Annotated in this window: 23 protein-coding genes; 14 read left to right on the top strand and 9 right to left on the bottom strand. The window is 71.6% G+C overall.

Annotated features, from left to right (window positions below; translation table 11 throughout):
• Positions 1 to 87 precede the first annotated feature (87 nt).
• From H1W00_RS00730 to H1W00_RS00695, 8 genes are all read left to right on the top strand, one after another.
• Positions 88 to 1650: an ABC transporter ATP-binding protein gene (locus H1W00_RS00730; RefSeq protein WP_338072785.1), complete on the top strand. Its 1563-nt coding sequence runs from the start codon at positions 88 to 90 to the stop codon at positions 1648 to 1650.
• Positions 1647 to 2744 carry an ABC transporter permease gene (locus H1W00_RS00725; RefSeq protein WP_181752749.1) on the top strand — a complete coding sequence of 366 codons (1098 nt, stop codon included), beginning with the start codon at positions 1647 to 1649 and terminating at the stop codon, positions 2742 to 2744. Before H1W00_RS00730 ends, H1W00_RS00725 begins: the two co-directional genes overlap by 4 nt.
• The gene (locus H1W00_RS00720; protein ID WP_181752747.1) at positions 2741 to 4003 is read left to right on the top strand and encodes an ABC transporter permease; all 1263 of its coding nucleotides are present in this window, start codon (positions 2741 to 2743) and stop codon (positions 4001 to 4003) included. The genes H1W00_RS00725 and H1W00_RS00720 overlap by 4 nt, the downstream gene beginning before the upstream one ends.
• Positions 4000 to 4422 carry a cytidine deaminase gene (locus tag H1W00_RS00715; protein ID WP_181752745.1) on the top strand — a complete coding sequence of 141 codons (423 nt, stop codon included), beginning with the start codon at positions 4000 to 4002 and terminating at the stop codon, positions 4420 to 4422. The genes H1W00_RS00720 and H1W00_RS00715 overlap by 4 nt, the downstream gene beginning before the upstream one ends.
• A complete protein-coding gene (locus tag H1W00_RS00710; protein ID WP_181752743.1) occupies positions 4419 to 5597 on the top strand; it encodes a cytochrome P450 in 1179 nt (392 codons plus the stop codon). Before H1W00_RS00715 ends, H1W00_RS00710 begins: the two co-directional genes overlap by 4 nt.
• Entirely contained in the window at positions 5594 to 6880 is a 1287-nt protein-coding gene (locus H1W00_RS00705; RefSeq protein ID WP_181752741.1) for a thymidine phosphorylase, read from the top strand. Before H1W00_RS00710 ends, H1W00_RS00705 begins: the two co-directional genes overlap by 4 nt.
• Before the next feature lie 73 nt (positions 6881 to 6953).
• A complete protein-coding gene (locus tag H1W00_RS00700) occupies positions 6954 to 7409 on the top strand; it encodes a MaoC family dehydratase (RefSeq protein ID WP_181752740.1) in 456 nt (151 codons plus the stop codon).
• Position 7410: 1 nt separating this feature from the next.
• Entirely contained in the window at positions 7411 to 8490 is a 1080-nt protein-coding gene (locus H1W00_RS00695) for an adenosine deaminase (protein ID WP_181752738.1), read from the top strand.
• A 163-nt stretch (positions 8491 to 8653) separates the two neighbouring features.
• Here H1W00_RS00695 and H1W00_RS00690 read toward each other — a convergent pair whose 3' ends face one another.
• The 7 genes from H1W00_RS00690 to H1W00_RS00660 form a co-directional block, all read right to left on the bottom strand.
• Positions 8654 to 9226: a nucleoside/nucleotide kinase family protein gene (locus H1W00_RS00690; RefSeq protein ID WP_181752735.1), complete on the bottom strand. Its 573-nt coding sequence runs from the start codon at positions 9224 to 9226 to the stop codon at positions 8654 to 8656.
• A gap of 24 nt (positions 9227 to 9250) precedes the next feature.
• Positions 9251 to 10105 (bottom strand): aldehyde dehydrogenase family protein, encoded by an 855-nt coding sequence (locus H1W00_RS00685; protein ID WP_181752733.1) that lies wholly within the window; start codon positions 10103 to 10105, stop codon positions 9251 to 9253.
• Positions 10102 to 11541 carry an aldehyde dehydrogenase family protein gene (locus H1W00_RS00680; protein ID WP_181752731.1) on the bottom strand — a complete coding sequence of 480 codons (1440 nt, stop codon included), beginning with the start codon at positions 11539 to 11541 and terminating at the stop codon, positions 10102 to 10104. The genes H1W00_RS00685 and H1W00_RS00680 overlap by 4 nt, the downstream gene beginning before the upstream one ends.
• 6 nt (positions 11542 to 11547) lie before the next feature.
• Positions 11548 to 12453 carry a deoxyribose-phosphate aldolase gene (gene deoC / locus H1W00_RS00675; RefSeq protein ID WP_181752729.1) on the bottom strand — a complete coding sequence of 302 codons (906 nt, stop codon included), beginning with the start codon at positions 12451 to 12453 and terminating at the stop codon, positions 11548 to 11550.
• On the bottom strand, positions 12450 to 14546 hold the full coding sequence (gene tkt / locus H1W00_RS00670) for a transketolase (protein ID WP_181752727.1): 2097 nt from the start codon (positions 14544 to 14546) through the stop codon (positions 12450 to 12452). The genes deoC and tkt overlap by 4 nt, the downstream gene beginning before the upstream one ends.
• Before the next feature lie 68 nt (positions 14547 to 14614).
• Entirely contained in the window at positions 14615 to 15766 is a 1152-nt protein-coding gene (locus H1W00_RS00665) for an ROK family protein (protein WP_181752724.1), read from the bottom strand.
• 50 nt (positions 15767 to 15816) lie between these two features.
• Positions 15817 to 17007 (bottom strand): ROK family transcriptional regulator, encoded by a 1191-nt coding sequence (locus H1W00_RS00660; RefSeq protein WP_181752722.1) that lies wholly within the window; start codon positions 17005 to 17007, stop codon positions 15817 to 15819.
• A 164-nt stretch (positions 17008 to 17171) separates the two neighbouring features.
• Between H1W00_RS00660 and H1W00_RS00655 the strand changes: the two genes are divergently transcribed.
• The 6 genes from H1W00_RS00655 to H1W00_RS16895 all read left to right on the top strand — a co-directional run bounded on the left by H1W00_RS00655 (position 17172) and on the right by H1W00_RS16895 (position 23424).
• On the top strand, positions 17172 to 18215 hold the full coding sequence (locus H1W00_RS00655; RefSeq protein ID WP_181752720.1) for a substrate-binding domain-containing protein: 1044 nt from the start codon (positions 17172 to 17174) through the stop codon (positions 18213 to 18215).
• Between the two features lie 66 nt (positions 18216 to 18281).
• Positions 18282 to 19259: an ABC transporter permease gene (locus tag H1W00_RS00650; protein WP_181752719.1), complete on the top strand. Its 978-nt coding sequence runs from the start codon at positions 18282 to 18284 to the stop codon at positions 19257 to 19259.
• Positions 19256 to 20038, top strand: coding sequence for an ATP-binding cassette domain-containing protein (locus H1W00_RS00645; RefSeq protein WP_181752717.1), 783 nt, complete (start codon positions 19256 to 19258; stop codon positions 20036 to 20038). Before H1W00_RS00650 ends, H1W00_RS00645 begins: the two co-directional genes overlap by 4 nt.
• Positions 20035 to 20946: a sugar phosphate isomerase/epimerase family protein gene (locus H1W00_RS00640; protein ID WP_181752715.1), complete on the top strand. Its 912-nt coding sequence runs from the start codon at positions 20035 to 20037 to the stop codon at positions 20944 to 20946. The genes H1W00_RS00645 and H1W00_RS00640 overlap by 4 nt, the downstream gene beginning before the upstream one ends.
• 10 nt (positions 20947 to 20956) lie before the next feature.
• Positions 20957 to 22363, top strand: a complete 1407-nt coding sequence (locus H1W00_RS00635; protein WP_181752713.1) for a xylulokinase — start codon at positions 20957 to 20959, stop codon at positions 22361 to 22363.
• Entirely contained in the window at positions 22360 to 23424 is a 1065-nt protein-coding gene (locus H1W00_RS16895; RefSeq protein WP_181752712.1) for a Gfo/Idh/MocA family protein, read from the top strand. Before H1W00_RS00635 ends, H1W00_RS16895 begins: the two co-directional genes overlap by 4 nt.
• 178 nt (positions 23425 to 23602) lie before the next feature.
• Here H1W00_RS16895 and H1W00_RS00625 read toward each other — a convergent pair whose 3' ends face one another.
• Positions 23603 to 25219 (bottom strand): phospho-sugar mutase, encoded by a 1617-nt coding sequence (locus tag H1W00_RS00625; protein ID WP_181752709.1) that lies wholly within the window; start codon positions 25217 to 25219, stop codon positions 23603 to 23605.
• Between the two features lie 43 nt (positions 25220 to 25262).
• Positions 25263 to 26063 (bottom strand): purine-nucleoside phosphorylase, encoded by an 801-nt coding sequence (locus tag H1W00_RS00620; RefSeq protein WP_476692244.1) that lies wholly within the window; start codon positions 26061 to 26063, stop codon positions 25263 to 25265.
• Positions 26064 to 26081: the final 18 nt, after the last annotated feature.

The following is a 26081-nucleotide window of genomic DNA, read 5'->3' as shown; positions in this document are numbered from 1 at the left end:
CGTACTGAGGCCTGAGGCCCGGCCCTGCGCGATAGCGTGGGGCCGGGCCGCATCTTTGGGCCCGCTGAACCACCGAAAGGTGACACCGTGAGCATCACACCGTCCGAATCCGGCACCGACGCCAGCACCTCGTCCGACGTCGTCGTCCGGCTGCGGGGCATCGGCAAGACCTTCCCCGGCGTCATCGCCAACCACGACATCGACATCGACGTCCGTCGTGGCACGATCCACGCGATCGTGGGCGAGAACGGCGCGGGCAAGTCCACGCTGATGAAGATCCTGTACGGGGTGCAGAAGCCCGACTCGGGCACCATCGAGCTCGACGGGAAAGCGGTGTCGTTCTCGTCGCCGTCCGACGCGATCGGGCAGGGCGTCGGCATGGTGTTCCAGCACTTCATGCTCGCGGACAACCTCACCGTGCTCGAGAACGTCGTCCTCGGCGCCGAGAAGCTGCACGGCATCGGCGACCGCGCGCGAGAGGCGATCCGCGAGCTCTCCGACACGTACGGCCTCGGGATCCACCCCGACGACCTCGTCGACGACCTCGGCGTGGGCGCCCGCCAGCGCATCGAGATCCTCAAGGTGCTCTACCGCGGCGCGCGGATCATCATCCTCGACGAGCCCACCGCGGTCCTGGTGCCCCAGGAGGTCGACGAGCTGTTCGACAACCTGCGCGAGCTCAAGTCCGAGGGCCTGGCCGTCATCTTCATCTCCCACAAGCTCGACGAGGTGCTGTCGGTCGCCGACACGGTCACCGTGATCCGCCGTGGCACCACCGTCGACTCCGTCCCCGCCGCCAGCGTCACCGCGCGCCAGCTGGCCGAGCTGATGGTCGGCTCGGAGCTGCCCAGCCCGAGCACGGAACTCTCCACCGTCACCGACGTCGAGGTGCTCGAGGTCGTCGACCTCGGCCTGCCCGACCCGCGCGGCGGCCGCCCCCTGCTGGACGGCATCTCCTTCAAGATCCACCGCGGCGAGATCCTGGGCATCGCGGGCGTCGAGGGCAACGGCCAGGCCGAGCTCGTCGAGGCCATCATGGGCATGCGCCAGGAGACGAGCGGGCACGTCGAGCTCGACGACGCCGACATCGCCGACTGGTCCACCCGGCGACGGCGCGAGGCCGGCATCGGGTACATCCCCGAGGACCGCCACCGCCAGGGACTGCTGCTGGACGCCCCCCTGTGGGAGAACCGCGTGCTCGGCCACCAGACGCGTGAGCCGAACGTCTCCGGCCCCTTCATCGACCGGCGCGGTGCCCGCAAGGACACCGACCGCATCGTCGAGGAGTACGACGTGCGCACGCCCGGCATCGACACCCTCGCCCGCGCGCTGTCCGGCGGCAACCAGCAGAAGCTGATCGTCGGCCGCGAGATGAGCAGCGAGCCGAGCCTGCTGATCGCGGCGCACCCCACCCGCGGCGTCGACGTCGGCGCGCAGGCCGCGATCTGGGACCACATCAAGCGCGCCCGCCGCAACGGCCTGGCGGTGCTGCTGATCTCGGCCGACCTCGACGAGCTGATCGGCCTGTCCGACACGATCGCGGTGCTGCTGCGCGGTCGCATCGTCGGCACGTTCGATCCCGGCGACGTCACCCCCCAGCAACTCGGCTCGGCCATGACCGGTGCCACCGACGAGGAGGAGACGGCATGACAGAGTCGCGACTGACGAAGGTCGGGCTCGCGCTGGCGGCGCCGATCCTGGCGCTGGTCACCGCCTTCCTCATCACGAGCCTCGTGCTGATCCTGGCCGGTGACGACTGGCTCGGGGTCTGGAGCCAGATCCTCAGCTGGCCCAACAACCGCACGATGGTGAACATCCTGAACTCCGCCACGGTGTACTACCTGTCGGCGGTCGCGGTGGCCATCGGCTTCCGCATGAACCTGTTCAACATCGGCGTCGACGGCCAGTACCGCATCGCGTCCTTCGCGGCTGCCTGGGTCGCCGGCGAGGCGTGGCTGCCGGGCTTCCTCAACATCGCGCTGGCGATCGTCGCGGGCATGTTCGTGGGTGCCATGTGGGCCGGCATCGCGGGCCTGCTGCGCGTCACTCGCGGCGTCTCCGAGGTCATCTCGACGATCATGCTGAACGCCATCGCCACGGCCGTGGTCGCCTACCTGCTGCGCAAGGTCGCCGTGCGCGAGGAGGGCAGCAACATCATCTCCACGAAGCCGCTGCCCGAGAGCAGCCGGATCCCCGGCATCCCGTTCCTCGGCGGCGAGGTCTACGGCTTCATCGTCGTGGCAGTCATCGTCGGCATCGTCTACTGGGTGCTGATCAACCGCACCCGCTTCGGCTTCGACCTGCGTGCGGCCGGCCAGTCCGAGAGCGCCGCGGTCGCCTCCGGCATCAACGTCAAGAAGATGATCCTGGTGACGATGCTGCTCTCGGGCGCCATCGCGGGCCTGGTCGGCATGCCGCTGCTGTTCGGCCAGGACTACGCCTACGGCTCCACGTTCCAGTCGGGCCTGGGCTTCGCCGGCATCGCGATCGCGCTGCTGGGTCGCAACCACCCGGTCGGCATCGCGATCGGCGCACTGTTGTTCGCGTTCCTCGACCAGCAGTCGAACCCGCTGCAGATCCTGCTCGACGTCTCACCCGACATCGTCAAGGTCACCCAGGGCGTCATCGTGCTGACCGTGGTCATCGCCTACGAGGTCGTCCGTCGCTACGGCGTCCGCCTCGAGCAGCGTCAGGTGGCGGCCGCCCTGGACCCGCAGTTCCAGCAGGAAGGAGCGTCGGCATGAGTGTCGCGACCGATCCCGTGACCAACGTCCACGGCACGCCCCAGGGGCGGAACCGTCTGACCTGGCCCTGGCTGCTGATCGGCATCGCCGGCGTCCTGGTGATCATGTCGCTGCTGCGGATCATCACCGGCGTCGACGACCTCAGCTCCTCGGGCACGATCCGCGCCACCCTGATCGCCGCCGTCCCGATCGGCCTGGCCGGTCTCGGCGGCCTGTGGTCGGAGCGCGCGGGCGTGGTCAACATCGGCCTCGAGGGCATGATGATCCTCGGCACCTTCGGTGCAGGCTACTTCGGCTACTTCTATGGTCCGTGGCAGGGCGTCGTCGGCGCCATCCTGCTGGGTGCTGCCGGTGGTCTGCTGCACGCGGTGGCCACCGTCTACTTCGGTGTCGACCACATCGTCTCGGGCGTCTCGATCAACATCATCGCCGCGGGCGCGGTCCAGTACCTCGCGGGAATGGCCTTCTCCGGCGTCCCCGGCGGCGGCCAGACCCAGTCCCCGCCGATCGACCGGCTGCCGAGCATCACGATCTCCGGCCTCTCCGAACCGCTGGGCGAGATCGAGCAGGAGAACTGGTTCTTCGTCTCCGAGTTCGCTGCCGTGCTGCGAGCGTTCGTCACCAACATGTCGTCCCTGACGGTCATCGCGATCGGCCTGTTCGTGCTCACGTGGTGGGTGCTGTGGCGCACCGCGTTCGGCCTGCGCCTGCGCTCGGTCGGCGAGTCGCCCGGGGCCGCCGAGTCGCTCGGCGTGAACGTCTACCGCTACAAGTTCATCGCCGTGATCGCCTCCGGCGGCCTGGCCGGACTCGCGGGCGGCTTCCTGGCGCTCGTCGCGGCCAACGCCTTCCGCGACGGCCAGACCGGAGGCCGCGGCTACATCGGCCTGGCGGCCATGATCTTCGGCAACTGGCGCCCCGGCGGCCTGTTCGCCGGCGCCACGCTGTTCGGCTACACCGACACGCTGCGCCTGCGCGGTGGCGGCGAGACCGTCCACGCGCTGCTGCTGCTCGTGGCCGTGTTCCTGGTGATGCTGGCGATCTGGCAGTGGCGCCAGCACGGCCGCCGCTCCGCGCTGATCGCCGCCATCCTGGGCGTCATCGTGGCCGGCATCTTCTTCGCCAGTGACGAGATCCCCAACGAGCTCGCCACCATGACCCCGTACGTCACCACGCTGCTCGTCCTCGCCGTCTTCAGCCAGAACCTGAGGATGCCGGCGGCCGACGGCAAGATCTACCGGAAGGGCAGTGTCGGATGACCGGCTTCGGCTTCACCCCGCCCGAGGCTCCCGTCGACTGGGACGCCCTCACCAAGTACGCGGTCGAGGTCATGAACCGTGCCTACGCGCCGTACTCGAAGTACAAGGTCGGCGCGGCCGGCCTCGTCGACGACGGCCGCGTGGTGCTGGGCTGCAACGTCGAGAACGCGGCCTACGGTGTCGCGCTGTGTGCGGAGTGCGGCATGGTCTCGGCGCTGCACTCCACCGGAGGCGGCAAGCTGCGTGCGGTCGTCTGCGTCGACGGGCAGGGGCGCCCGGTCATGCCGTGCGGCCGGTGCCGACAATTGCTGTGGGAGAACGGTGGCCCCGAGTGCCAGCTGTTGACCCCCTCGGGCGTGAAGCCCATGACCGAGGTGCTCCCCGACGCCTTCGACGTGACGGACCTGAACGACACATGAGCACGCTGACCACCTTCGACCCCACCGACGCCGACTTCCTGCGCGATCCCTACCCGGCCCTGGCCGAGCTGCGGCGGCGCGGACCGCTCGTGTGGCACGAGCCGTGGTCGACGTGGCTGGCCACCGATCACGCCACCGTGGGCGCGGTGCTGAAGAATCGCGCCTTCGGCCGGCTGTGGCACGACTGGGAGCCGGTCGAGGAGATGGAGCCGTTCAACGCGCTCCACCGCAACCAGCTGATGGAGAACGAGCCGCCCGCCCACACGCGGATGCGGCGCCTGCTCACCGGTGCCTTCGGGCGCGGCCACGTCGAGCGGATGCGCCCGCGCATCGAGTCGCTCGCCGCCGAGATGATCGCCGCGCTGCCCGAGCAGTTCGACGTGCTCGCCGACTACGCCGAGCCGATGCCCGTCTACGTCATCTGTGAACTGCTGGGCGTGCCGCGCGAGGACCACGAGGACCTTCGCCGCTGGAGCCAGGCGATCGTGCACATGTACGAGAAGGACATCGACGAGGCCACCAAGGCCGAGGCCATCGAGGCCAGCACCGCCTTCTCCGACTACGTGCGCGAGGTCATCGCGATGCGCCGCGCAGAGCCGGGTGAGGACCTCGTCAGCGACCTCATCGCCGAGACCGATGCGGGCAAGGGCTTCTCCGACGACGAGCTCGTCGCCACGGTGGTGCTGCTGCTCAACGCCGGCCACGAGGCCAGCGTCAACACGTTCGGCAACGGCTTGCACGCGCTGCTGACCCACCGCGACCAGCTCGCGCGCGTCACGAGCGGCGAGGTGCCGATCGAGATCGCCCTCGAGGAGCTCATCCGGTTCGACGCGCCGCTGCAGCTGTTCGAGCGCACCGCCACGAAGGACGTCGAGGTCGCCGGGCAGCTCGTCACGGCGGGCCAGAAGGTCGCCTGCCTCATGGGCTCGGCCAACCGCGACGCCGAGGTCTTCGCCGACGCCGACACGTTCGACGTCGGCCGCGACCCGAACCCGCACGTCGGGTTCGGCCTGGGCATCCACTTCTGCCTCGGCGCCCCGCTGGCGCGCCTCGAGCTGAGCATCACCCTGCGGGCGCTGCTCGACCGTTTCCCCGACCTCGCCCTCGTGGGCGAGTCCCCCCGCCGCCCCACGTGGGTCCTGCGCGGCTACGAGAGCATCCAGGTGTCTGCATGACGGAGAAGTTCGCCCCCACCGAGATCATCGTCGCGAAGCGCGACGGTCACGAGCTGACGGACGACCAGATCGACTGGGTCGTCGACGCCTACACGCGCGGCATCGTGGCGTCCGAGCAGATGTCGGCGCTCGCGATGGCGATCCTGCTCAACGGCATGAACCGCCGTGAGATCGCGCGCTGGACCGCAGCGATGATCGCCACGGGCGAGCGGATGGACTTCTCGTCGCTGTCGCGCCCCACGGCCGACAAGCACAGCACCGGCGGCGTGGGCGACAAGATCACCCTGCCGCTGGCCCCGCTCGTGGCGGCGTGCGGCGTGGCCGTGCCCCAGCTCTCGGGTCGCGGACTGGGCCACACCGGCGGCACCCTCGACAAGCTCGAGTCCATTCCGGGCTGGCGGGCGGCGCTCTCGAACGACGAGATGATGACCCAGCTCGAGGACCTCGGTGCGGTCATCTGCGCCGCGGGCTCGGGACTGGCGCCGGCCGATAAGAAGCTCTACGCCCTGCGCGACATCACGGGCACCGTGGAGGCGATCCCGCTGATCGCCAGCTCGATCATGAGCAAGAAGATCGCCGAGGGCACGGGCGCGCTCGTGCTGGACGTCAAGGTCGGCTCGGGCGCCTTCATGAAAACGGAGAGCGATGCGCGCGAGCTCGCCGAGACGATGGTCGCGCTCGGCACGGACGCCGGCGTGAACACGGTGGCGCTGCTGACCGACATGTCGGTCCCGCTGGGCCTCACGGCGGGCAACGCCCTCGAGGTGCGCGAGTCGGTGGAGGTCCTCGCCGGCGGCGGCCCCGCTGACGTCGTCGAGCTCACGGTCGCCCTCGCCCGCGAGATGCTGCAGGCCGCGGGCGTCCATGACGTCGACCCCGCCGACGCGCTGGCCGACGGCCGCGCGATGGACTCCTGGAAGGCCATGATCCGGGCCCAGGACGGCGATCCCGACGCCGCGCTGCCGACCGCCCGCGAGACCGAGGTCGTCACGGCCACGTCCGACGGCGTGCTCACCTCGCTCGACGCGTACGCGGTGGGCGTGGCGGCGTGGCGCCTCGGCGCCGGCCGCTCCCGCCCGGGCGAGTCGGTCCAGGCCGGCGCCGGCGTGGAGCTCCACGCCAAGCCCGGCGACACGGTGCGCGCCGGTCAGCCGCTGCTGACCCTGCACACCGACACGCCCGAGCGATTCGGCCGGGCCCACGAGGCGCTCGAAGGCGCCTGGGCCATCGGCGAGACCGCTCCCCAGCCGTCCCCCATCGTCCTCGACCGCATCGGCGGCTGAGGGCGCTTCACGACGATCCCACCTGAGGTGTGGGTCAGGAGGTGTCCCAGTTGGACACGATAGGTTCGGAAGCATGCGCATCCTGAATGACAGAGCCGAGATCGCCGCGTCCTCCGGGACGGAGCTGGGAGTCAGCTCGTGGACCGAGATCCACCAGGACCGCATCGACATGTTCGCCGACGCGACGGGCGACCGGCAGTGGATCCACGTCGATCCCGAGCGTGCGGCCGAGGGGCCGTTCGGCGCGACGATCGCGCACGGCTACCTCACCCTCTCGCTGCTGCCGTTCCTTGGCGCGCAGGTCTACGCCTTCGCCGGCGACCGCGCACGCGTCAACTACGGCCTCAACCGCGTGCGCTTCATGGCGCCGGTCCTCGTGGGCTCCAAGGTCCGCAACCGGGTCGAGGTGCTGGAGGTGCGCGACATCGAGAAGGGCCAGCAGGTGACCCTGCAGCACACCGTCGAGATCGAGGGCAACGAGAAGCCGGCGTGCATCGCCGAGACCGTCACGCTGCTGATGGACGCCTGACGTGAGGGCCACGCCGGAGCAGATCGCCGCCGCCCCCAAGGTCGCGCTCCACGAGCACCTCGACGGGGGAGTGCGCCCCGAGACGGTCGCCGAGATCGCTCTCGAGATCGGCCACGACCTGCCGGCCGCGCCGGAGGACCTCGGGGCCTGGTTCGAGGAGGCGTCGTCGTCGGGCTCGCTCGTGCGCTACCTCGAGACCTTCCAGCACACCGTCGGTGTCATGCAGCGCCCCGAGGACCTGGCCCGCGTCGCGCGCGAGGCCGTACTCGACCTCGCGGCCGACGGCGTCGTCTACGCCGAGCTGCGCTGGGCCCCCGAGCAGCACCAGAACGCCGGGCTCTCCATCGAGGAGGCCGTCGAGGCGGTGCAGGCCGGCATCGACGAGGGCGTCGCGCAGGTCCAGGCCGGTGGGCGCGCGATGGTGGTGGGCCAGCTGCTCACCGCGATGCGGCACGCCTCGCGCGGCATGGAGATCGCCAAGGTCACCGTCGACTACCGCGACCGTGGCGTGCTCGGCTTCGACATCGCCGGGGCGGAGGATGGCTTCCCGCCGATCCTGCACCTCGAGGCGTTCGAGTACCTGCGGCGCGAGAACATGCACTTCACGATCCACGCGGGGGAGGCGTTCGGGCTGCCCTCGATCTGGCAGGCCGTGCAGCGCTGCGGCGCCGACCGGCTGGGGCACGGCGTGCGGATCGTCGACGACATCGACTTCTCCGGCACGCCCTCGCTGGGACGGCTCGCGGCGTACATCCGCGACCGCCGCATCCCGCTGGAGATGTGCCCCTCGTCGAACCTGCAGACGGGCGCCGTCGCGGGGATGGAGTCGATCGCCGACCACCCCATCGGCCCGCTGGCCGAGCTGGGCTTCCGGGTCACGATCAACAGCGACAACCGGCTGATGAGCGGCACCTCGATCGGCCGCGAGATGAACCTGCTGACCGACGCCTTCGGCTACAGCCTCGGCGACCTGCGCTGGTTCACCGTCAACGCGATGAAGAGCGCCTTCCTCCCGTTCGACGAGCGCCTCGTGCTGATCAACGACGTCATCAAGCCCGGGTACGCGGCGCTGGGGAACTGAGTCCGCCTGCAGGCTGATCTCGATACGCCGCTCGCTAGCGCTCGCGTGCTACTCGATCACCGACGGTGGGCACCCGGACAGATCTCGATCACCGGTGGACAGCGCCCGGTGATCGAGTGACGGCGAGCGGAGCGAGACGTCGTATCGAGATCAGGCAGGCCCTTCAGCGGGCGGTGAGGAAGCGGTAGGCGCGGCGCGGGTGCATGGGCGTGCAGCCGGCGGCCACGGCCGCGGCGATGATGCGCGGCTGGTCCTTCATGAGCCGCCAGCCGCGACGCACCAGCGTCATCGGCGGCTTGCGCGACTCGCGCAGGGCGCGGACGAGACGGAGCGCGAACACCACGGGGCGCGGCCGCGTGAGGCAGATCGCCGCGTCGAGCACGCCGGCCTCGCGGCACGGCGCCACCATGTCGGGGGCGAACAGGCCCTCGGCGATGAAGCGGTCGCCCGTGAGCACCACCTCGCGCGTGCCCACCGCTCGGCTGACCGAGATGTCGTAGACCGGCACCTGCGTGCGGCCCTCACGGCACAGCTCCTCGATGGCCGCCATCGCGGCGTCGAGGTCCCACGACCGCACGTCGTCCCAGTCGGGGATCCCGAGCGTGCTCAGGGGCAGGCGCGGGTGGTCCACCGGGTGGTAGAAGTCGTCGAGCCGCAGCACCGTCCACCCGAGTCGCTCGGACAGGTGGGACTTCCCCGCACCGGACGGGCCGGCCAGGATCACGACGTGCGGCATGGGCTCGAGCGTATCGAGACGAGGTCAGACGCCGATCGGGTGCCAGACCGTCTTGTGCTCCAGGAACGGGGTGATCCGCGCGAGCGACTGGGCCGTCGGCGTGCCCGGACGCAGGACGCGCTTGAGGTTCACCGCGGCCTCGGCCTCGAGGTCGCGCGCCACGTCGGGGTCGACGACGCCCGTGAGGTCGAGGGCGTTGACGTCGAGGTGGGCGGCGATCCACGGCCCGACCTCGGCGATGTCGCCGGTCAGGATGTTCACGACGCCACCGGGCACGTCGGAGGTCGAGAGGATCTCCGACAGCGTGATCGCCGGCAGGGGACGCTCGTACGACGAGACGACGACGGCGGTGTTGCCCGAGAGCAGGACGGGGGCGAGCACCTCGACGAGACCGAGCAGCGAGGAGTCCTGCGGCGCCGCGATCGCCACGACGCCCGTGGGCTCGGGCGACGTCAGGTTGAAGAACGGTCCGTTGACCTGGTTGGCGTTGCCGGTGACCTGCGAGAGCTTGTCGGCCCAGCCGGCGTACCAGACCCACGTGTCCACGGCGGCGTCGACGATCGCGGTGGCGCGACGCTCGTTCACGCCCTCCGCGGCACGGACCTCGGCGACCAGCTGGTCGCGGCGGCCCTCCAGCACCTCGGCCACGCGGTAGAGGATCTGGCCGCGGTTGTACGGCGTGCGCTTCGACCAGCCGCCGAACGCCTTGCGGGCGGCGCCCACGGCGTCGCGGGCGTCCTTGCGCGAGGCCTTCGAGGCGTTCGCCAGGAACTTGCCGCGCGACGAGCTCACCTCGTAGGTGCGGCCGGACTCCGAGCGGGGGAACGCCCCGCCGATGAACAGCTTGTACGTCTTCCGGACGTCGAGTCGCTCGGTCATCGTGCACCCTCCAGGTAGGAGGCCAGCCCGTGGCGGCCACCCTCGCGGCCGTAGCCGGACTCCTTGTACCCGCCGAACGGAGAGGCGGGATCGAACTGGTTGAACGTGTTGGCCCACACCACGCCGGCGCGCAGCTGGTCGGCCATCGCGAGGATCCGCGAGCCCTTCTCGGTCCACACGCCGGCGGACAGGCCGTAGGGCGTGTTGTTGGCCTTCTCGACCGCCTCGGCGGGCGTGCGGAAGGTCAGCACCGACAGGACGGGGCCGAAGATCTCCTCGCGCGCGATCCGGTGGGCCTGCGTGACGCCGGTGAAGATCGTCGGCGCGTACCAGAACCCGCGCTCGGGCAGCTCGCACGGAGCGCTCCAGCGGGCGGCGCCCTCGTCGTCGCCGGTGGCTGCCAGGTCACGGATGCGGCCCAGCTGCTCGGCGGAGTTGATCGCGCCCACGTCGGTGTTCTTGTCGAGCGGATCGCCCAAGCGCAGCGTGGCCATGCGGGCCTTGAGCCGGTCGAGGACCTCCTCGGCGACGCTCTCCTGCACGAGCAGGCGCGAGCCGGCGCAGCACACGTGACCCTGGTTGAAGAAGATGCCGCGGACGATGCCCTCGATGGCCTGGTCCATCGGCGCATCCTCGAACACGATGTTGGCGGCCTTGCCGCCGAGCTCGAGCGTGAGCCGCTTGTCGGTGCCGGCCACCGTGCGGGCGATCTCGCGACCGACGGGCGTGGAACCGGTGAAGGCCACCTTGTTCACGTCGGGGTGCGCGACCAGCAGGCGTCCGGTCTCGCCGGCGCCGGTGACGATGTTGACGACGCCCGGGGGCAGCTCGGCCTGGCGGCACACGTCGGCGAACAGCAGCGCCGACAGCGGCGTGGTCTCGGCGGGCTTCAGCACCACCGTGTTGCCGGCGGCCAGCGCGGGCGCGACCTTCCACGCGAGCATGAGCAGCGGGAAGTTCCACGGGATGACCTGGGCGGCCACGCCGAGGGAGCGGGGGTTGGGCCCGAGTCCGGCGTGGTCGAGCTTGTCGGCCCAGCCCGCGTTGTAGAAGAACCACTGCGAGACCAGGGGCACGTCGACGTCGCGCGACTCCTTGATCGGCTTGCCGTTGTCGAGCGTCTCCAGGACCGCGAACTCACGGCTGCGCTCGGCCAGGATCCGCGCGATGCGGAACAGGTACTTGGCGCGCTCGCGGCCGGGCATCGGGCCCCACACGCGGTCGTGGGCCCGGCGCGCGGCACGGACGGCGCGGTCGACGTCGGCCTCGTCGGCCTCGGCGACCTCGGCGAGGACCTCCTCGGTGGCGGGGTTGACGGTCTTGAAAGCGGTGCCGCCGCCGTCGGTGAACTCACCGTCGATGAACAGGCCGTAGCTGGCGGCGAGGTCGACGATGGAGCGCGACTCCGGCGCGGGGGCGTATTCGAACTTGGGCATGTCGGATCAGTCCAGGGTCACGTAGTCGGGGCCGGAGTAGCGGCCGGTGAGCATCTTCTGGCGTTGCATGAGCAGGTCGTTGAGCAGCGACGACGCCCCGAAGCGGAACCAGTCCGGGTCGAGCCAGTCCTCGCCGGCGACCTCATTGACGACGACGAGGTACTTGATCGCGTCCTTGGAGGTGCGGATGCCACCCGCGGGCTTGACGCCCACCTGGCGGCCGGTGGCGATCCGGTAGTCGCGGACGGCCTCGAGCATGAGCAGCGTCGTGGGCAGCGTCGCGGCGGGCTGGACCTTGCCGGTGCTGGTCTTGATGAAGTCGGCGCCGGCGTCCATCGCCAGCCACGAGGCACGGCGGATGTTGTCGTACGTCTGCAGCTCGCCGGTCTCGAGGATCACCTTGAGGTGGGCGCTGCCGGCGGCCTCCTTCACGGCGACGATCTGCTCGTGCACCTTCGCGAGGTCGCCCGAGAGGAACGCGCCACGGTCGATGACCATGTCGATCTCGTCGGCGCCCGCAGCAACCGCGGCGGCGGTGTCGGCCAGCTTGACCTCCAGCGGAGCGCGGCCCGAGGGGAATGCGGTGGCGACGGCAGCGACGTGCAGCCGGTCGCCGACGACCTCACGGACGAACGGCACCATGTCGGGGTAGACGCATACGGCGGCCGCGGCAGGGCACGACGGATCCGTGGGGTCGGGGCGCAGCGCCTTGGTGGCCAGCGCCCGCACCTTGCCGGGGCTGTCGGCGCCCTCGAGCGTGGTGAGGTCGACCATCGAGATCGCGAGGTCGATCGCCCACTGCTTGGACGTCGTCTTGATGGAGCGGGTGGCCAGCTGGGCGGCGCGCGCCTCGAGGCCGACCTGGTCGACGCCGGGCATGCGGTCCAGTCCCGCGGTCAGGGTCTTCGTCATCGGGCGTTCCTCTCCTTCTCGTCCGAGCGGACCGAGGCGATGCTGCGGTGCACCGCAGCCACGACGGCCTCGGCGGTGATGCCGCGCTCGGCGAGCACGAGATCACCGGCTCCGCTCGCACCGAACTCCTCGACACTCACTATCTCACCGTTCGTGCCGACGTAGCGGTGCCAACCGGTGCCGGTGCCGGCCTCGACGCTGACGCGGGCCGTGACGGCGCGGGGCAGGACGGACTCGCGGTAGGCGAGGTCCTGCTCCTCGAACCACTCGAGGCACGGGGCCGAGACCACGCGGACGCCGATGCCCTCGCTCGCGAGGGTGTCGCGGGCCTGCAGGGCCAGGCCGACCTCCGAGCCCGTGGCGACGATGATCGCGTCGGGCGTGGTGGTGGCGTCGGCCAGTACGTAGGCGCCGCGCACGGCGCCCTCGCCGGCGGGAACGGCGTCGCCGACGACCGGGACGCCCTGGCGGCTCAGCACCAGCGCGGTGGGGCGGTCGCTGCCCAGGGCGCGCGACCACGCGTCGACGGTCTCGACCCAGTCGGCGGGGCGGACCACGTCGAGGCCGGGGATCGCGCGGTGCGCCCACAGGTGCTCCACCGGCTGGTGCGTCGGGCCGTCCTCGCCGACGCCGACCGAGTCGTGCGTCCAGACGTAGGTGACGGGCAGGCCCATCAGGGCGGCGAGGCGCACGGAGGGCTTCATGTAGTCGGAGAAGACGAAGAACGTCGCGCCGAACGGGTGCGAGTACCCGGCGAGGGCGATGCCGTTGAGGACCGCTCCCATCGCGTGCTCGCGGATGCCGAAGTGGACGAGCGTGCCGTCGGGGCCGCCGGGCCACTCGTCCCCCGCGTAGCCGGTGGGCGTGAAGCTGCGGGCGTCCTTGATCGCGACGTTGTTGGTCTCGGCGAGGTCGGCGGAGCCGCCCCAGAGCCACGGCAGCTCGGCGGAGATCCCATTGAGGACCGCGCCGCTGGCGATGCGGGTGGCGGCCTTCTGCGGCTGGGCGCGCAGGGCGGCGAGCCCCTCACGGGCCGCGGGGGTGACGTCGCGATGGCGCATCCGGTCGTGCAGGGCGGCCTGCTCGGGGTGGGCGGCGCGCCACGCGTCGTAGCGTCCCTGCCACTCCTCGCGGGCGGCGGCACCGCGCTCGCGCACACGGCGGGCGTGGTCGAGCGCCTCCTGCGGCATCGCGAAGAACTGCTCGGGGTCGAGTCCGAGGGCGACCTTCGTGGCCGCGACCTCGTCCTCGCCGGGGGCTCCGGAGTGGGCGCCGGCGGTGCCGCCGACGGTCGGCATCGGGTGGCCGATGCGAGTGCGCAGGCGGATGAAGACCGGACGGTCGGTCACGGCGAGGGCGGCGTCGTAGCCGGCGCGGATCGCGGCGGGGTCCTCGGCGTCCTCGATCTCGACGACGGCCCAGCCGTAGGAGCGGTAGCGCCCCACGACGTCCTCGGTGAAGGCGATCGCGGTGTCGCCCTCGATGGAGATCCGGTTGTCGTCCCAGACGAGGATCAGGCCGTCGAGGCCGAGCGTGCCGGCGAGCGAGGAGGCCTCCTGCGAGACGCCCTCGGAGAGGCAGCCGTCACCGGCGACGCACCAGGTGCGGTACCGGAACAGGCCGGCATCGGGCTCGACGTCCGGCTCCAGCAGGGCGTGCACGCGGCGCGCCGACATCGCCAGGCCGACGGCGTTGCCGACGCCCTGGCCGAGCGGGCCGGTGGTCGTCTCGACGCCGGGGGTGTGACCCCACTCCGGGTGCCCCGGGGTGAGGCTGCCGAGCGCCCGCGCCTTCTTGAGGTCGTCGAGCTCGAGGCCGTAGCCGCTCAGGTAGTGCTGCAGGTACAGCGACAGGCTCGTGTGGCCGGCCGAGAGGACGAACCGGTCGCGGCCCTCCCAGTCGGGGTGCGCCGGGTCGTGGCGCAGGTACTCCTGGAACAGGACGTACAGCGCCGGAGTCAGGCTGACGGCGGTGCCGGCGTGCCCGTTGCCCTTCGCCTGGACGACGTCGAGGGGCAGGATGCGCGCGTGGCGCACCGCCTCGAGGTCGAGGGGATCGCGCCAGCCGTTGGGGGAGATGTCGGTGTTCGCCACGGGTCAACCGTAGGCGTCCGTGACCCCTTTTGTCTAACGCTGCGCAAAAGCCCCGGCGGTGGCGGCCGTCAGGCGCCGACGAGGACGTCCACCCGGGCGGGGGCGAGCGCCGCGTCGGCGGCCATCTGGGCAGCGCCGAGCAGGCCGGCGTCGGCGCCCAGCGGGGACGCGACGACGGTCAGGTCGGTGGTGGCGAGCGGGTGCGAGCGCTCGAAGACCCGCTCGCGGACCCCGTCGACGAGCAGGTCGCCGGCCTCCGCCAGGTCGCCTCCCACCACGACCATCGCGGGGTTCAGCACCCCGACGGCCTCGACGACGACGTCGCCGATCCGCCGGCCCGCTGCACGCAGGGCCGCGGTGGCGTCGCGGTCGCCGTTCGCCGCCAGCGCGACGACGTCGGCCGACGTGCGGACGGGGTGGCCGAGCTCGCGCAGCCGCGCGGCGATGGCCCACGCGCCGGCCGACGCCTCGGCGCAGCCCTGCTGCCCGCAGCGGCAGCGTGGACCGTCGTCGTGGGGGATGTGCCCGAGGTCGCCGGCACCGCCACGGGCGCCGTGCAGCACGAGACCGCGCGAGATGATGCCGGCGCCGATGCCCATGCCGACCTTCACCACGAGCAGGTCGTCGGCGCCGGGGACGGCGTCGGCGCGCAGGGCCCGGTGGACGCCCAGCGCCACGAGGTTGGCGTCCTTGTCGACCACGGTCGGTGCGCCCACGTGGGCGGCCATGCGGTCGGCGACGTCGACGCCGTCCCAGCCGCTCATCGTGGGCGGGCTGACGAGGCGGCCCGTGCGCTGGTCGACGGGTCCGGGCACGCCGATGGCGGCGCCCAGCACCGGGGGCGTGCTGTCGGTGACGAGGCGGTCGAAGGCGCGGGTGACGCCGCGGAGCACCACGTCGGGCCCGTCGTCGATCGTGATGTCCTCGTCCAGCGCCTCGAGGACGCGTCCGCTGAGGTCGGCGAGACCGTAGCGCGCATGGCTGCTGCCGATGTCGGCCACGAGGAGGCTGCCACGGGCCGCAGCGAGGTCGAAGACGCCGGCGGGACGTCCGCCGGTGCTGCGGTCGTCGGCCCGCGGGCGGATCAGTCCGGCGCGGACCAGACCGTCGAGTCGGTGGGTGGCGGTGGCGCGCGAGAGGCCGGAGAGCTCCACCACCTGCGCCCGGGTCAGGGGTCCGTGCCGGCGGAACAGTGCGAGCGCCTCGCCGAAACCGGACACTGCTCCACCTCTCGTCACACCGCGTGATCCCTGGCGGACACCGTAGTACGTCAGTCGGTGGGCTCGCGTTCGACCAGGCGCCCGATCTGCGCGGGCTCGAGGATCCCGTCGCTGACCAGGTGCGCGAGTCCGACGAGTCCCTCGCGTGGGTGCAGGCTGCTGGCCACGATGGTCAGGTCCGCTGTCGCGAGGGGGAGGGAGCGGCTGTAGACGCGCTCGCGGATCGCCGGCAGCAGGTGGTCGCCGCCCGCCGCCACGAGATGCCCGGCCAGCACGACCACCCGGGGATTGAGGAGGTTGACCGCCGTGGCGACGGCGGTGCCGATCGCCTGCCCGGCCCGGCGAGCCAGCTGGACGGCGGCCGGGTCGCCCGCGGCCAGGGCTGCGATCAGGTCGTCCTGCGAGCTCACGTCGGCGCCCGACTCCCGCAGGTCGCGCAGGATCGCCCAGCCGCCGGCCCGCGCCTCGAGGCAGCCGTGGTTGCCGCACTTGCACAGCGGTCCCTCGTCGTCGCCCGGCAGCGACATGGGGATGTGGCCGAGGTCCCCGGCCGCACCGTCGGCGCCTCGGTACAGCCGGCCCTCGCGGATCACGCCACTGCCGATGCCGGTGCCGATCTTGACCAGGAGGAGGTCGTCGGCCTCCGGGTGGGAGAACCGGGCCTCGCCGTAGGCCATGGCGTTCGCGTCCTTCTCGAGGAACACGGGGGAGGCGAATCGCTCGCCGAACCAGGCCGGGACGTCGAAGCGGTTCCACAGCGGCATGATCGGCGGATTCACCGACATGCCGGAGCCGCGCTTCACTGGCGCGGGCAGGCTCAGGCCGATCCCGAGGATCTCGTCGGCGCTGGTCCCGGTGTCGGCCAGAAACGTCTCGAAGCACTTCAGGATCGAGGTCAGCAGGACCTCGGGTCCGGCCGTGACGTCGGACGGCAGCTCGATCTCGGACTCGACGTCGCCACCGAGGTTGCACAGGCCCGCGCGGAACTTCGTCGCGCCGACGTCGGCCGCCAGCAGCTTGCCGCGCTCGCTGTTGAAGGAGAAGACCTCGGCGGGCCGGCCCTTCATCACCGTCTCGCGGGCCGAGCCCGAGACGAGTCGTGCCTGCAGGAGCGCATCGATCCGCAGGTTGACGGCACTGCGGGACAGCCCCGTCTCGGCCACGATCTCCGCGCGCGTCATGCCGCCCTTGCGTCGCAGGAGGGAGAGCGTCTCGCTGATTCCCTCGTCGAAGGTGGCCATGACTCCCCATTCTGGCGTTCTCGCGGCTGGTCGGGCGCTGATTTCAGTTGTTGCTTGCGCGTCTTCCACTGTGTGTCGTACATTACACAACAGAAAGTGTCGTATTAACAACACTCAAGATCAAAAGCCGCGTCAGCCGGCGCGCGATGGTGAGAGGAATCAACATGAGCATCTTCCAGACGAGGAAGAGGATGCGGGTCTCGCTCGGCGTCGTCGCCGTGAGCGCGGGACTGCTGCTGGCGGCGTGCGGCTCGTCCGACGACTCCGGCAGCGACTCCGGTGACAGCAAGGACGCCGGCGACACCAACATCGGCATCGTCATCAAGGGCTTGGACAACCCGTTCTTCCAGCACATGGAGGACGGCATCAACGCCGAGCAGAAGGAGTCGGGCGCCGACATCGAGATCCAGGCCGCCGCCTCGATCACCGACACCGCCGGCCAGGCCGACAAGCTCACGAACCTGGCGAACCAGGAGTTCGACTGCTACCTGGTCAACCCGATCAGCGGCACGAACCTGATCCAGGGCATCGCCCAGATCGCCGCCAAGGGCACGCCGATCGTCAACATCGACAACCCGGTCGAGGCCAAGGCCGCCGAAGCCGCCAGCGCCGAGATCGCCACCTACATCGGCACCGACAACGTCGCGGCCGGCAAGATGGTCGCCGACCAGCTGGCCACGCTCGACTCCGACGGCGGCGACGTCGCCACGGTCGGCGGCATCGCGGGCGACGTGACCAGCGCCCAGCGGATCGACGGCTTCAAGGAGGGTCTGGCCGACAACTTCGAGGTCGTCCAGGAGGTCGCCGCGAACTGGGACCGCCAGGAGGCCCAGACGCAGGCCGAGACGATCCTGCAGGCCAACCCCGACCTCGCTGCGTTCTTCGTGGCCAACGACGACATGGCGATGGGCGTGGCGCGTGCCGTGGCCGCCGCCGACAAGAAGGGCAAGACCCTCGTCGTCTCGGTCGACGGCATCGACGGGGTCGCCTCGGGCGACATCGACGCCGCCGTGGCCCAGTACCCCTTCGTCGTGGGCAAGATGGGCCTCCAGGCCTGTGAGGCCGCAGCCCTCGGTGAGGAGCTGCCGGAGAAGGTCGACACCCCGATCGCCCTCATCACGCCGGACAACGCCAAGGAAGCCCAGGACGCGTTCCCGGAGCCCCCGAACGAGTACGACAACCCCTTCGCGGACCTGCTCGGCCGCTGACGTGACCGGTGCGGGCGGGAGTCCGCCTCCCGCCCGCACCGTCCGTCGAGAACCCGGAGACCACACATGACCACCACCACGGCACCCCCGGCATCGCGCGGCACGGCCGCCGTCGAGCGCCTGCGCCAACCCTCGTTCTGGGTCGAATGGGCGTCCGTCCTCGGACTCGTCGTCCTCGTGGCGATCTTCACCGCCCTCGACTCCCGATTCCTCAGCTCGGGCAACATCAAGGCGATGCTGCTGGCCTCGGCGATCCTGACGATCCTGGCCGTCGGCCAGTCCTTCGTCATCCTCACGGCGGGCATCGACCTGTCGATCGCCTCGACCATGACCCTCGCCGCCGTCGCGTTCGGGATGGCGATGACGAGCGGCAAGGGCCTGTTCCTGTCGTGCCTCGTCGCGGTCCTGGCCGGCGCCGCCGTCGGCCTGGTGAACGGCTTCCTGATCGCCAAGGGCGGCATCACCGACTTCATCGTCACGCTGGGCGCCCTCTCGGCCGCCTCCGGACTGGCGCTCATCCTGTCCGACGGCCGCCCGATCACGGTCATCAGCGCGCCGCTGTTCAAGCTCTCTGCCGGCGGCTTCGGGATGATTCCCTACACCTTCCTCATCGCGATCGGCGTCGCCGTCCTCGCCCACCTGGTGCTGTTCTCCACGCCGTTCGGCACGCACGTGCTGGCGACCGGCGGTTCGGTCGACGCGGCGCAGGCCACGGGCGTCCGCACCGCGCGGGTCAAGATGGCCGTCTACCTGATCGCCGGCGTCCTGGCCGGGCTCGCCGCGATCCTGCTCGTGGCGCGGGTCGGCTCGGCCGAGCCCGCAGCGAACACGACCTTCCTGCTGAACTCCGTCGCGGCGGTCGTCCTGGGCGGGGTCAGCCTCTTCGGCGGCAAGGGCTCGATCAAGGGGCCGGTGTTCGGCGCGCTGCTGCTCACCGCCCTGGCCAACGGGCTCACGCTGCTCGGCGTGTCCCAGTTCTACCAACCGCTCGCCGTCGGCATCGTCGTCGTCGGCGCGGCCTTCCTGACGAGGTTCGAGAAATGACGACCACCAGCACCGAGCAGCAGGTCCGGCCCAAGGGCGACGTCCTGCTGGAGGCCGAGGGCGTCTCCCTGTCCTTCGGCTCCGTCCGCGCGCTGGCCGACGTGTCGGTCCAGGTCCGGGCCGGAGAGATCACGGCGCTCGTCGGCGACAACGGCGCGGGCAAGTCGACGCTCGTCCGCTGCATCGCGGGCGTGCACACCGCGGACGAGGGGACCATCCGGTTCGACGGCGAGGTCGTCGCGTTCCACGCGCCCGATCAGGCCCGCAACGCTGGGATCGAGACCGTGCACCAGAACCTCGCGCTGGTCGAGGACCTCACGGTGTGGCAGAACCTGTACCTCAACCGCGAGGTCACGGGCGGCTTCGGGCCGTTCACCTACCTGAAGAAGCGCACGATGCGTGCCGGTGCCCAGGAGATGGTGTCGAAGCTGGCCGTGAACGTGCCGGCCGTGACGTCCACGGTGCGCCGGCTGTCGGGCGGCCAGCGGCAGGCCGTGGCGATCTGCCGCGCCGCCGGGTTCAGCTCGAAGCTCGTCATCATGGACGAGCCCACGGCGGCCCTGGGCGTCCAGGAGACGGCGCGCGTCGAGGAGCTCATCCTGCGACTGCGCGACGAGGGCCACGCGGTCCTGCTCATCAGCCACAACTTCGACCAGGTCGTGCGGCTGTCGGACCAGGTCTGGGTGATGCGCGCCGGGCGCTGCGTCGCCGGACGCCGGACCGCCGAGACCACCGGCGAGGAGATCGTCGGCCTCATCACGGGGGCGATCTCGCAATGACCACCACCGACCACCAGGAGACCACCACCGTGAACCAGCGCAACCCCATCGGCGTGCACGCCCTCGTCTGGGTCGGTGGCACGCGCCCCGACGAGATCGCCGAGGCCGTGCAGCGGACGAAGGCGGCGGGGTACGACCTGCTCGAGCTGTCCCTGCACGAGATGGACGTGCTCGACGTCGAGGACACCCGTCGTGCCGTCGAGGAGGCCGGCCTGGCCGTCGCCTGCTCGCGGGGCCTGGCGTTCGACGCCGACGTCTCCAGCGACGACCCCGAGGTGGTCGCCCGTGGCGAGAAGATCCTGCACGAGTCGCTCGACGTCGTGGCCGGACTGGGCGGCTCCATCCTCACCGGCGCCCTCTACAGCGCCCTCGGCAAGTACGGCCGCCCGCTGTCCGACGCCGGCCGGGCGAACGTCGTCTCGGTGCTGCGCTCCCTCGCGCAGGAGGCCGCCGGGCGCGGCGTGCGCCTGGGCCTGGAGATTTGCAACCGCTACGAGACCAACGTGATCAACACGGCGCGGGACGCGCTGCGGCTGGCCGACGACATCGGCGAGGACAACGTCTTCATCCACCTCGACACTTACCACATGAACATCGAGGAGTCGGACTTCGTGACGCCCGTGCTCGACGTCGCCGACCGCCTCGGCTACGTGCACATCGGCGAGAACCACCGCGGGTACCTGGGGTCCGGATCGATCGACTTCCCGGCGTTCTTCCACGCGCTGTCGCGGGTGGGCTTCACCGGGCCGATCACGTTCGAGAGCTTCTCCTCGGCGGTCGTCAGCCCGACCCTGTCCAACGACCTCGCCGTCTGGCGGTCGCTGTGGACCGACGGCGACGACCTGGCTCGCCGGGCGCACGCCTTCATCGACACGCACCTCGCGGCGTCGGCCTCGATCGACGCGTGACGGCGCGGTCATGAGCCGACCGTGCGTCCTGGGCCTGGATCTGGGCACGAGCGGCGTCAAGGCCGTGCTGGTGGGGGAGGACGGCTCCGTCCTGGCCCGGGCGGAGCGCGGCTACGCCGTCGACTCGCCGCACCCGCACTGGGCCGAGACGGACCCGGACCGGTGGGAGGCCGCGGCGCGTGACGCGGTGAGTGCCGTTCTGGCGTCGGTGGACGTCGAGGTCCTGGCCGTCGGGATCGACGGGCAGATGCACGGGACCGTCCTGGTCGACTCCGAGGGGGAGCCCGTGCGGCCCGCCGTCCTGTGGCCGGACGGTCGCGCCACCGCCGAGCTGGCGCAGTGGCAGGACCTCCCCGCGGCGCGGCGCCGTGCCCTCGCGAGCCCGCTCGCGCCGGGCATGACCGGGCCGGTCCTGGCCTGGCTCACCCGTCACGAGCCGGACGTCGTGGCACGGGCCCACCGGGTCCTGCTGCCGAAAGACTGGCTGCGCACGCGCCTGGTCCCGGGGGTGTTCGTCACGGATCCCTCGGACGCGTCCGCGACCCTCGCCTGGGACCTGGAGCTCGACGAGTGGAGCGGCGCGGTCCTGGAGGCGACGGGCATCCGGCCCGACCTGCTCCCCGAGGTCGTTCCCTCGGATGCGGTCGTGGGGCAGCTGGCCGCCCCGGAGGCGTCGAGCTGGAGACTGCCGCCCGGCATCCCGGTCGTCGCCGGGTGCGCCGACGCCGCAGCGACGCTCGTCGGCTCCACCTCGACCCCGGGCCGCCTCATCGTGACCGTCGGGTCGGGCGCCCAGGTCGTCCTACCGGGCATCACGCCGTCGTTCGACGGCGAGATCACCCACCACACGTATCGAGCGGCGGACGGCGGCGCCTACGCGATGGTGGCGGTGATGAACGCCGGCATCGCGCTCACGCGGGTGGTCTCCCTGCTCGGGGGGACCTGGGACGACCTGTACGGCGACTACGACCGCAGCCGGCCCGTTCCGGGCTTCGTGCCGTTCCTGTCGGGCGAGCGGCTGCCGACGTCGGTCCCCGCCGGGTCGGGCCGCTGGTTCGGGCTCGGTCTGGAGACCGAGCGTGCCGACCTGTTCGCCGCCGCGCTCGAGGGCCTCTGCTTCACGATCCGTCGCGGCATCGAGTCCATGCCGGCGGTCGCCGACCCGCTGATCGACGTGGCGGGTGGCGGCACCCGGTCGCCCGTGTTCGCCCAGCTGCTGGCGGACGTGCTCGGCCGCGACCTGTGTCGCGTCGACCTCGAGGACGCCACGGCCGTCGGCGCCGCCCGGCTGGCCTTCGGCGCGGCCGGACTCGCGCTCCCGGCCGTGCGGGAGCGCACGGGGTCCACGGTCAGCCCGGGGGAGCCGGGGCCGCTGGAGGAGCGTTACGCCCGCTTCGTGGCGGAGCTCGACCGGTGACGGGCTTCGAGCCCGTGCGGTGGGCCGTCGCGGGATGGGGCGTCGGCGGGCGGGTGTTCCACGCGCCGCTGATCCGCTCGGCCGACGGCCTGGACCTCGTCGCGGTGGTGTCGACCAATCCCGAGCGCGGCCGCGAAGCCCGCGCGGACGGACTCGAGGTGGTGGAGGATCTCGCGGCCCTGCGTGAAGCGGGCGTCGAGGGCGTGACGATCACGACCCCGGCCGGCACCCACGCCGATCTCGCGGTCGAGGCGCTCGGCCTGGGACTCCACGTCGTCGTGGACAAGCCCTTCGCGACCACGGCCGACGACGCGCGGCGCATCGTCGCCGCCGCCTCAAGCGACACGGTGCTGACCGTCTACCAGAACCGCAGGTGGGACGGGGACTTCCTCACGATCGAGCAGCTGGTGCGCGACGGTGAGCTCGGCCGGGTCGATCGCCTCGAGTCCAGGATCGAGCGTTTCCGGCCCGACCTTCCGCGGTGGACCCGCGACCACACGTCGGAGGCCGGCGGGGGCGTGCTGGTGGATCTCGGCCCGCATCTGATCGACCAGGCGGTCCACCTGCTGGGGCCGGTACGGCAGGTCTTCGCCGATCTCGCCACGCTCGGTGAGGACCGGGTGAGCGAGGACGACGCGATCGTCATGCTGCGGCACGAGGGTGGAGCCCGCTCGACCATCGTGGCGTCGGTGCACGCGGCGGCGGAGGGCCCACGGTTCCGAGTCTCGGGCACACACGGTGGCCTGCGCATCGAGGGGTTCGACCCTCAGGAGGACCAGCTGTTCGCGGGCGAGAGCCCTCGCACGGCGGGGGCACGCTGGGGCGAGGACGATCCGGGCCGCACGCTGCTGTTCGAGGGGGCCGACGGCGCGCAGCGCCGCCCCTTGGCCCGCGGCCGGTGGGACACCTTCTACCCGGCCGTGGCCGCGGCGATCCGCGCCGGATCCGAGGTGCCCGTGCCCGCGTCGGACGCGGTGCACGTGGCCGAGATCTTCGACGCGGCCCGGCTGAGCGCGGCCGAGGGCCGGTGGGTCCACCTGCCGTCACCGGCTAAAAATTGACAGGCACGCCGGTGGCGCTGAGGCTTGAAGCAAGGCGACGTCGTTCGCCGCGGCGGGCTGTGTGGCCCGTCCGAGGACGCCGCCGTCGGGGAACTCCCTCGTCGTGAGCGCGGCAAAGTCGCACTCCCTCGGCTCCTCTGCCGCAGACTCCGACGCCCCGACGGCGGTTCCTCTCTGCTCAGGCCAGCCGCAGGTACGCCTTCAAGTCGGCGATGATCGCCTCGACCGTCGCGGCCGCCGTGTCGCGCGCGTCGTCCACGGAGCCCTCCACCGCGAGGACGGCCTCCACGTAGCACTTGAGCTTCGGCTCCGTGCCGGACGGACGACAGATGATGCGGCTGCCCCCGGCGAGTGCGAGGCGGATCCCGTCGGTGGGCGGCAGTCCCTGGTAGCCGGCGGCGAGGTCGTCGACCGACGTCACGGGCACACCGGCGAGCGTGGTGGGTGGATCGGTGCGCAGGCGATCCATCGCCGCCGCGATGATCGCGAGATCGTCGACCCGCACGGCGAGCTGGCCGGTGGCGTGCCAGCCGTGCTGGCGGTAGATGTCGTCGAGCAGGTCGAGCAGCGTGCGCCCCTGCGCCTTCAGCGATGCGGCGAGCGACATGATCAGCAGCGACGCGGAGATGCCGTCCTTGTCCCGGGCGATGTGCGGCGCGACGCAGTAGCCGAGGGCCTCCTCGTAGCCGAAGACGAGCCCGTCGACCTTCCCGATCCACTTGAACCCGGTGAGCGTCTGCTGCCACGGCTGACCGTGCGCCGCGGCCTGCCGGCCGAGGAGGTCGGACGAGACGATCGAGCAGGCGTAGGTCCCCTCGACCCCGCGGGTCAGCAGGGACTCGGCCAGCAGCGCGCCCACCTGGTCGCCGGTGAGCATCCGGTGACCGTCGGCGGTGCGCACGCCCACGGCGCACCGGTCGGCGTCGGGGTCGTTCGCGATGACGACGTCGGCGTCGATCGAGGCCGCCAGCGCGAGCGCGAGGTCCATCGCGCCGGGCTCCTCGGGGTTCGGGAACGCGACGGTGGGGAACGCCGGGTCCGGCTGTTGCTGCTCGACCACGGTGTGAGGCGCCGGGAAGCCGGCACGCTCGGTCGCGGCGGCGAGCAGCCGCCCGCCGACCCCGTGCATGGGCGTGTAGGCCACGACGAGCTCGCGCGGTCCATCGGGGACGAGGGCGGCCACGGCGTCGAGGTAGGCCTGGGCCACGTCGGCCCCCAGGACGGCGTAGCCGTCGTCACGGGGCAGCTCGTCGACCCGTCCGACGGCGTCGATGGCGGCGGCGATCTCGGCATCGGCGGGAGGCACGATCTGGCTCGTGTCGGCGAGGTAGACCTTGTAGCCGTTGTCGCGGGGCGGGTTGTGCGAGGCGGTGACCATGACGCCCGCCGACGCGCCGAGGTGGCCGATCGCGAACGCCAGCACCGGGGTCGGCAGGTGGTCGGGCAGCAGCATCGCGCGCACACCGGCGGCCTGCATGATCTCGGCGGTGTCGCGGGCGAAGATGTCGGAGTTGGTTCGCGCGTCGTAGCCCACGACCACGCTCGGTGTGGCCTCGGTGGCCAGGAGGTGCTGCGCCAGCCCGGCGGCCGCCCGCGCCACGGTGACCCGGTTCATCCGCATCGGCCCGGCGCCGAGCTCGCCCCGGAGCCCGGCGGTGCCGAACTGCAGCCGGCCGGCGAACCGCGCTGCGATCTCGGCCTCGTCACCGGCGTCGATCAGGGCGGTCAGCTCGTCACGGGTCTGCGGGTCGGGATCCTGCGAGATCCAGTCCCGGGCAGCGTCGATCGGGTCCATCCGACCACGGTAGCGGGAGGCGACCGCCGATCGTCGGCCTCCGTCAGACGCGCGGCAGCAGGTCGGCGAGCAGGGCGCCCATGCGGGTGGCGGCGGACTTCCCGGCCTCGAGGACCTCCTCGTGGTTCAGCGGCGCGTCCGAGATCCCCGCGGCGAGGTTGGTGACGAGCGAGATGCCCAGCACCTCCATGCCCGCCTCGCGTGCGGCGATGGCCTCGAGCGTCGTGGACATGCCGACCAGGTCGCCGCCGAGGATGCCGGCCATCTTCACCTCGGCCGGGGTCTCGTAGTGCGGTCCGGGGAACTGCACGTAGACGCCCTCGTCGATGGACGGGTCGACGTCGCGGACGAGGTCGCGCAGGCGCTGCGCGTAGAGGTCGGTGAGGTCGACGAAGTTCGCGCCGACGATCGGCGACGTGGCGGTCAGGTTGATGTGGTCGCGGATCAACACGGGCGTGCCGGGCGTCCACGCGGGGTTGAGCCCGCCGCAGCCGTTCGTCAGCACCATCGTGCGGACCCCGGCCGCCGCGGCCGTGCGCACGCCGTGCACGACGGCGTTGACGCCCTTGCCCTCGTAGAAGTGGGTGCGGCCCAGGAACACCAGCGCCCGAAGATCACCCACGCGCACCGAGCGGATGGAGCCGCCGTGGCCGGCGACGGCCGGCTTGCTGAAGCCCGGCAGCTCCTCGGTGGGCACCTCGAACTCGGGCTCGCCGAGAGCGTCGGCGGCCGGCAGCCAGCCGGAGCCCATCACGAGGGCGACGTCGTGGTCGCCGCCTCCGGTGCGGTCACGCAGGGCGGTGGCGGCTTCGCTGGCGAGGTCGTAGGCGTTCACCCGAGTCACCCTACCGACGGCGATCCG

This window comes from Aeromicrobium phoceense, from assembly GCF_013868155.1.
In the GTDB taxonomy this organism is placed as follows: domain Bacteria; phylum Actinomycetota; class Actinomycetes; order Propionibacteriales; family Nocardioidaceae; genus Aeromicrobium; species Aeromicrobium phoceense.
The sequence above is the reverse complement of the archived record's forward strand: the minus strand, read 5'-3'. Positions and strand labels throughout refer to the sequence as shown.

What these genes read in the sequence shown, in the direction of transcription:
- H1W00_RS00725 (WP_181752749.1), top strand. Translation starts at nt 1,647, where the DNA reads ATGACAGAGTCGCGACTGACGAAGGTCGGGCTCGCGCTGGCGGCGCCG.
- H1W00_RS00720 (WP_181752747.1), top strand. Translation starts at nt 2,741, where the DNA reads ATGAGTGTCGCGACCGATCCCGTGACCAACGTCCACGGCACGCCCCAG.
- H1W00_RS00715 (WP_181752745.1), top strand. Translation starts at nt 4,000, where the DNA reads ATGACCGGCTTCGGCTTCACCCCGCCCGAGGCTCCCGTCGACTGGGAC.
- H1W00_RS00710 (WP_181752743.1), top strand. Translation starts at nt 4,419, where the DNA reads ATGAGCACGCTGACCACCTTCGACCCCACCGACGCCGACTTCCTGCGC.
- H1W00_RS00705 (WP_181752741.1), top strand. Translation starts at nt 5,594, where the DNA reads ATGACGGAGAAGTTCGCCCCCACCGAGATCATCGTCGCGAAGCGCGAC.
- H1W00_RS00700 (WP_181752740.1), top strand. Translation starts at nt 6,954, where the DNA reads ATGCGCATCCTGAATGACAGAGCCGAGATCGCCGCGTCCTCCGGGACG.
- H1W00_RS00690 (WP_181752735.1), bottom strand. Translation starts at nt 9,226, where the DNA reads ATGCCGCACGTCGTGATCCTGGCCGGCCCGTCCGGTGCGGGGAAGTCC.
- H1W00_RS00685 (WP_181752733.1), bottom strand. Translation starts at nt 10,105, where the DNA reads ATGACCGAGCGACTCGACGTCCGGAAGACGTACAAGCTGTTCATCGGC.
- H1W00_RS00680 (WP_181752731.1), bottom strand. Translation starts at nt 11,541, where the DNA reads ATGCCCAAGTTCGAATACGCCCCCGCGCCGGAGTCGCGCTCCATCGTC.
- deoC (WP_181752729.1), bottom strand. Translation starts at nt 12,453, where the DNA reads ATGACGAAGACCCTGACCGCGGGACTGGACCGCATGCCCGGCGTCGAC.
- H1W00_RS00660 (WP_181752722.1), bottom strand. Translation starts at nt 17,007, where the DNA reads ATGGCCACCTTCGACGAGGGAATCAGCGAGACGCTCTCCCTCCTGCGA.
- H1W00_RS00655 (WP_181752720.1), top strand. Translation starts at nt 17,172, where the DNA reads ATGAGCATCTTCCAGACGAGGAAGAGGATGCGGGTCTCGCTCGGCGTC.
- H1W00_RS00650 (WP_181752719.1), top strand. Translation starts at nt 18,282, where the DNA reads ATGACCACCACCACGGCACCCCCGGCATCGCGCGGCACGGCCGCCGTC.
- H1W00_RS00645 (WP_181752717.1), top strand. Translation starts at nt 19,256, where the DNA reads ATGACGACCACCAGCACCGAGCAGCAGGTCCGGCCCAAGGGCGACGTC.
- H1W00_RS00640 (WP_181752715.1), top strand. Translation starts at nt 20,035, where the DNA reads ATGACCACCACCGACCACCAGGAGACCACCACCGTGAACCAGCGCAAC.
- H1W00_RS00635 (WP_181752713.1), top strand. Translation starts at nt 20,957, where the DNA reads ATGAGCCGACCGTGCGTCCTGGGCCTGGATCTGGGCACGAGCGGCGTC.
- H1W00_RS00625 (WP_181752709.1), bottom strand. Translation starts at nt 25,219, where the DNA reads ATGGACCCGATCGACGCTGCCCGGGACTGGATCTCGCAGGATCCCGAC.